Origin of the sequence: Siminovitchia terrae, assembly GCF_003605405.2 — a bacterium.
GTDB classification, from domain to species: Bacteria; Bacillota; Bacilli; order Bacillales; family Bacillaceae_C; genus Siminovitchia; species Siminovitchia terrae.
Window position 1 is genome coordinate 35,042 of sequence record NZ_QYTW02000039.1, and the last position, 6,754, is coordinate 41,795.

The window sequence follows — 6,754 nt, forward strand, 5'->3', positions numbered from 1 at the left end:
GCGAATAATGAGGGAACATTTTTTTCAGGTTTCCTATTATTCTTACTAAATCCCATCTAGAAGCCAGAAAGTACCTTGGCATATTCAAATGGAGTTGGAAGGATCAATGGCAACACTCTCCGTTCACCTTCGGCCCTAGCCGATTTAATTTCGGCAGCATAATTTATTTGCGGTTCCAGGATCCAAAATTTACGGTTTTTATCCATAACTAAATCTAGGCAAGCGTCCCCTAGCTTAGATCCCGTTTTTTCCATTACTTTCAAAGTCCTAATGCAAACCTGTGTCATTTCTTCTATTTTTTGCTTTGTTTCGTCCTCATTTAATCCGTAAAACTTCTTCAATGCCTGTTCACCGGGAATGATACTTTTCCTATTTTTAGAATTTGCAATAATACTATTTTTTTGCCCAACCTTAGTTTCAATTCCGGAAAACCGCCAATTTTTTGTATAATCTTTTTGGAGATAAATTCGAAAATCAATCTTATTTTGTTTTTCATTGAATGTAAGAATTTCCTTTTGAACGATATAAGTTTTATTTTTTACCAAATTATCTTTAAGAGTTTGTGCTAAGGCATCCTTGGATTTAATTTCAATCTGTTTACCGAGTATATCCGACCATAAATAGCCCTTGTTGATTTTCTTTACATGAAAAATACCATTTCCTCCAGCCATTGTTGCCGGTTTTAAATAAACACTATCACATGATTTCAGTGACTTTAATAAGCTATTAACGTTTTTGTACTCCTTCGTCCTTGGTAAATGATTCCTTATTACCGCTTGCTTGGACATGATATTCCAAAACTCTAGCTTATTGCTATTTCCATACGGATAATTAAAGATGGTATCCCCCAAATGTTTTTTTAGGAATTTGTATCTAGATTTCCTTAAAGGTATTCGGTTAAAAATCGCACATGGTAAAGGAAACGTACCCCATATAAAGGATTTGGTTTTAGGATCATAATAATAACCTGAGATAGTCTTGTTCTGCTTATTAAGCAAGTCAGGGGAAAATAGGAATATAAGCCCTTTTATTTTGCTGTAGTTGGCAAAACGTAGGAGCTGTTGATTAGGATCATTCATATACCTCTGGTATACAACCATACCAATAACAGGCCCTAAAAATAGCTGGTTGTTCATAAAATAATACTCATATGGTAAAGGTGGGATGGTTATATGCTCGGATAATCTTTGCGGGACTATTATTTCGCCTGTTTTTAATTTGTTGTTAATGCTTATTTTTAGCTTTTTTGTTAATTGACCAAAATGGAGTTTGATATAGGCGGTTTTTATATCTAGATGTTGGAGCGTCTGGCTATTAAGGTAAATAAGGTTTTCATCTTTATTACTATGCTTAATTAAATAAAAGAATCGATCTTTTAAATATTTTACGGTTTTATCCAAGCTCATTAGACTAAACTTTTTATCTTTATTACTAACCTTAATTGAATAGAAGTATCGATCTTTTATATATTTTACGGTTTTAATCATGTTCATTGCACTAGATCCTTTTACAAGGATTGAACTAGAGTCTTCAATAGAATTTTTAAGCTCTCTATGCATATCACTGCGGTGTTTAAAATGAATGACCTTGTTAGGGTCATAGCCTGCATCTATTGCCCCTTCTTTAATCCATTTTGCCCCTTTTCCGTAGGTGAAAATGGCGTCAACTTGTTTATGGGTCAAGTACGCTCCAATCTCTTTATGCCCTTTCTCCGTATGGTCGCCCAACTCCAGCATGCTACCAAGGACAACAATTTTTTTCTTTCCTTTTCCCAGCTTTTCCTGTACATCTATCGCAGCTTTTACAGATTGGGGATTTGCGTTGACTGTATCATCAATTAAAAGGGATTGGTTACTCAATTCCATTATGTTTAAACGTTTAATAGGTACTTGAAATTTTGCCAATCCTTCTCTGATTTCAGAAGGAGTAAACCCCATTTCGTGTGAGACGGCAACTGCAAACAATGCATTATGAATATTATGGAGTCCAAATGTAGGAATAAATAATGCCAGCTGTTGATCATCAAGGGTGACAGTAAATTTCATTCCACCTTTAACATATTTTATATCTTTAGCATTATAGTCAGATTGTTTATCTGTGCCAACTGTAATAATCCGGCCTTTAAATGTGCTTGTATCTAATAATTTTGAGTTTTCGTCATCGTTATTGATTAATAACATTCCGTCAGGTTTCATATGCTTGATTAAAGAAGATTTAAAGCGTGCGGTTGATTCAATACTATTTCCCAGGTTACCATAATGTGCTGTGGCAACATTTGTGATAATAGAGATGTTAGGCTGAACGTGGCTGCAGTGTTTTTCCCCGGCGCCTTGTTTGCCCATACCTAGTTCTAATACGATGGCATCAACAGAGGGATTGTAACTTTCCGCAATTTGCTGCGTATTATTTGGTAAATTTTTGTTGCCTGTATTTTTCAATATTTCCCATTTTTGTTCTAAGATTGCCGCTATAAACTCTCTTGTTGTGGTTTTTCCGTTACTTCCAGTAACGGCAATTACCGGAATATCCAAAATTAAAGGATTCATTGAGATTCCTCCTAAAATCATTGTTTTTGTAGTTGCAAGAGTAATCAGAAAGAGGTGATAAAAATGTTTTGGCTATTTAACCTTTTTTATAGCCATTTTTGCTAATAGCAGGGTAGGATCAATCATTTCTGATTCCGTATTAAAATATGGAAACATGAGCGGAATTTCAGTGCAGCATCCTAACAGCTTAGAAACACCTTTTTGATGATAAGCATTAATTATTTCATTAACCCTCCCGAGAGATTGCTTATTCTTTTTTCCCCCTTTAACATTCTTAATTGCATGATCAATAATTTTCTGTTCTCTGAGGTTTGGGACTATTATTTGAAAAGGGGTGTTATCAAAGGCCTTTTGATATAACCCAGAATTAACTGTCGTTTCCGTAGCAAGAAGTACTATTTTTTTGTTCTCTAGATCCTTATATTCGAGGGATACAGCCTGTACAGTATTTTCAACCATGCTGTAAAATGGGATTGAAATTTCATTTTTTACATCATTAAACCATATATGAGCTGTATGGCAGGGCATGATAATGAAATCTGCTCCAGCTTGTTGCAACAGTAGGGCAGAGTTAATTAATTCGGATTTGGGGCTGTTAGAGGGCCGGTTGACACCAAGTACTCTCGGCGGGATTTTTGGATTGTTGTAGATAAGAATTTTAAGATGATCTTGGTCAATCTGGGCAGGGGTGTTCATAACAATTTTTTGAAATAAATCAACTGTTGCATAAGGGCCCATCCCGCCCAGTATACCAATTGTTCTACACACCTATTGATCATCTCCCCTTAATGTAAATTTCATTTCTTAGGTTAGTAATCTGCTAAGGGTGTCTTCAAGCTGTTCTGTTAATTCTTTCTTCGAAAATAGTGAAAATAGCATAGCAAATGCAATCGGTTTTACAATAACATCTATATTAATATGAACATCAACGTTTGAATTACCGCTTTCAGAAACCTTTGATTGTGCAAAATTATCTAATACAGAAGTTGCCTTAGTTCTAATAAGGTCATCTAAGTTATCAAAAAAGGGGTATCTTCCTTGCTCATAGTAGATTGTCCCCCTTTATTAGAAATCTATCTCCTGCTCCGCCTTAACGAATGAAGCTACGTTTGATTTAGAACGGGAGCAAACATTAATATGATTGGTGGAATTTCCACTGTTGATTATTTCCGCTATATTTTTGTTCCTAACTTGGTTTTTATTTTTCTCATTCTCGTAAGAAGAGCCCATTTTCATTCCTCCATTCATATTTATTTACATAATGTTTAGCGGGCCTAAAAAAAAATCTATCCCTCTTCTTCTGCTATCTCCTGCTCCTGTTCTTGTTCAGCGTCGGCTTTAACTGCTGAATCTGATTTTGAAAATGATTTAGAACGAGCATTTAATGTGTTTTTTGAATTACCACTAGCAGCAATCCTTGCAGTGCTAATGCCTTCCATCGAATTTAGCTCCTCGGAACTATCTTCGTTATGACGCCTGTTACAACATCCGCATTCTTTCTTCTTATGATGCTCATGGTAGTGTCCTGATGACGGTCTACGTCTATACTTATCATGATGCTCATCGTAGTAATATCGCGAGAATGTAAACTATCCCTTCATAGGGTTCTTCCTTACTAATCTATGCAAAGCTCAACAAACCGGATGGGTAAGCTATATAGGACAAGTGTGGATTTTAAAAATTGATAATAGTAATTTCATAATTTAAAGCTCTTAAGGTACAAGGCTTTCAAGGCAAAAAAATGGAGCACCTCCCCAAAACCTGTTTAATGTTAGTAATCACAACAAACATAACAGAAAGGAGAGAATGCCCATGGCTATTATACGTAAACAAAGCTTATTTGACATGCATGATAGACTCAATACCAGGCTGCTGATTTTGATGTTGGGGTGGGAATGGTGTCGAGGTAGTCTCCATTGACTTCAAATCGAGGTTTGAAATACTGCCTCAAAGTGATGGGGAGGCTCCATCTTAAATAATTAATCCTAATTATAAAGATAGTAGAAAGCTAAAAGATAATTTAAAGCCGAGAGGGGTTTATCGGAGTTTAGTCGGATGAATATAAAGTATACGATTGTGTTTTGGGATTTTAAGGAAGATATAAAAGGGGCTCATAAAGAACCCCCATAGACGAAATCGTATTAGTAATGTTGATTTTTTCACACATTGGTTTTAAAGAATCTTGATATATCAATGTTTTAATGCAAATCACTAGATTTGCATTAAAAGAAAAAATAGTCAAGCATTAATTTTCCATATCTCGAATTTATATTTGAATATTCAGATATGAAATGATTCCATTTAGAGAAAAAAAGATATCAAGGATTCAATGGTTAGGGATTTGGACTGGACTACCATACCCTAATTATAAGGTTTTTTTGTATTTTCAAAACCGCAGCGATTCGGCATCCCATTTCCTTTGCTGCCAATAAGTCTGCCAAGGAGTCGCTGACTATAAGCGTCTCTTCTCCATTTTCAATCGGCAGCTTTTCGGCAAGACACTCGTCTTCCGAGTTTTCCCATTAAATATTATCTCCTTTCTTCTAATTACTTACAATTAATAAAACAATACTAGAAGCGCTTGGGCGAATAATAAAAAATTAAATACTTATAGTAAAGTGACCTATACAACCCCTATTGATAGTTCATATATATACAGTGTATGCGATAAAAAGGTGATTTACGCAGAAAGGAAAATAAATGTAGGATTAATGGTTGGAAAAAAAGCCTAAGGAAATCATTCTAAAAAAATATAACCGTTACAATGATCTGGGGCATATGCTAATTTCATTTGTTTCAAAAGGGGTATCAATTGGAAAAAGAAAAATATTCGAGCACTTATTATGGAAGACGGATTAGTGAAGGGCAAATTTGCCCTTTCCCTCGGGTCGTTATTAATCGATGCTACAGTAATCGAAGAAAAACAATCTAGCAAATAGAAAAAGTAATTGAGAAGAAAAAGATTTACAATCATAAAAACCATTTAAATAAATTTCATATATTATTCTTGAGTAAACAGAGTTAAAGTAATATCTCCCATATACTTGCTTGTATGAAGCGCAACATGTACAAACAGTCCTCCATAATAACAAATTAATCTTTCTCAAACCATGTTTGGGGAATTAGGGTAAGGACATATATCGAATAGAACGTTGTACAAATAAACTAAAAACATCTAAAAACAGCCTGCCTCCATTTCACATCTGGAATTTAGGTGATGAACAACCTCTGAAAAATAAACGAGCTGCTAAAAGATAAACAATACATCCTTCAAAGCGGCATTCATTTGACTCAATTCAATAAAAAACATTTTTATTTAAGAATACTTGTACAAAAGAATGACTCCGGAAATTGGGAAATCACTAATATGTCCGTACAATATATTGTTCAAATGTTCAAATGATATACCATTGCATCATCCTGGTTCTTTGAACCCTGTTCAAAGCCGAATCAGAGATTTATATAAAACGTTACTTTATCGCAAGGCGAAAATACGTGGAGGCTTAGGGACTTCTTAATCAATTAAATCTAAGTTTTTTTCCTTTGGAGAGTGATAAAAAGTGGAGACTATCATTTTTATTGAAACAACAAAAAGTGGTTCGAGTAGAGAGGCAGTAAAAACTGCCGCTCGATTAGGTTTTATCACAGTTTTGTTTACTGAGAAAAAAAGATTTTTAAAGCGAAGGAAAGAATTTCCGGATATTACACAAATGATTCATTTCGATAAAATGACAGAGGACCTTATTCGAACGGAGATTAGCCAGCTTCAAATACAGGGGAAAATCATTAATGCAATTATTAGTTTTGTAGATCCGTTCGTATCATTAGCCGCACAGCTTTCAAATGAATTATGCAAATCAAATATATCTGTAGAAGCGTTGAGGAACATGGAAGATAAAACGGCAACAAGAAAAGCATTAAAAGAAAATCCAACAACTCCTAAATTTGAAGTTTATCAGCCAATGGCCAATATAACCGATTTTATTAATAAAGAACACTCTTTTCCATTAATCGTAAAATTGCCGCTTTCAAAAGCATCGAGGGATGTCTATTTAGTTGAAAATAAATATGAATTGAGAAAGACTATTAAGAAATTTTTAAAGATATATCCGGATCAACAAATATTGCTTGAGGAATATTTAGACGGACCGCAATATTTAGTGGAAGTGCTTGTGCATAATGGGAAAATAAATATTGTTGCTATTTTC

Annotated in this window: 5 protein-coding genes; 2 read left to right on the plus strand and 3 right to left on the minus strand. The window is 34.5% G+C overall.

Features of this window, described 5'->3' with window-relative positions; genetic code table 11:
* Nucleotides 1–56: 56 nt before the first annotated feature.
* The 3 genes from D5F11_RS23945 to D5F11_RS27045 form a co-directional block, all read right to left on the minus strand.
* On the minus strand, nt 57–2,546 hold the full coding sequence (locus tag D5F11_RS23945; protein ID WP_185830891.1) for a YheC/YheD family protein: 2,490 nt from the start codon (nt 2,544–2,546) through the stop codon (nt 57–59).
* Nucleotides 2,547–2,618: 72 nt separating this feature from the next.
* Nucleotides 2,619–3,314 (minus strand): cysteate racemase, encoded by a 696-nt coding sequence (cuyB, locus tag D5F11_RS23950; RefSeq protein ID WP_120118955.1) that lies wholly within the window; start codon nt 3,312–3,314, stop codon nt 2,619–2,621.
* Between the two features lie 518 nt (nt 3,315–3,832).
* Nucleotides 3,833–3,985 (minus strand): hypothetical protein, encoded by a 153-nt coding sequence (locus D5F11_RS27045; protein WP_185830892.1) that lies wholly within the window; start codon nt 3,983–3,985, stop codon nt 3,833–3,835.
* 1,805 nt (nt 3,986–5,790) lie between these two features.
* Between D5F11_RS27045 and D5F11_RS28275 the strand changes: the two genes are divergently transcribed.
* Together D5F11_RS28275 and D5F11_RS23955 are read left to right on the plus strand one after the other, a co-directional pair.
* Nucleotides 5,791–5,949 (plus strand): YheC/YheD family protein, encoded by a 159-nt coding sequence (locus D5F11_RS28275; protein ID WP_373316393.1) that lies wholly within the window; start codon nt 5,791–5,793, stop codon nt 5,947–5,949.
* A 157-nt stretch (nt 5,950–6,106) separates the two neighbouring features.
* A partial coding sequence (locus tag D5F11_RS23955; protein WP_425470911.1) for an ATP-grasp domain-containing protein occupies nt 6,107–6,754 on the plus strand: 648 nt, incomplete at its 3' end.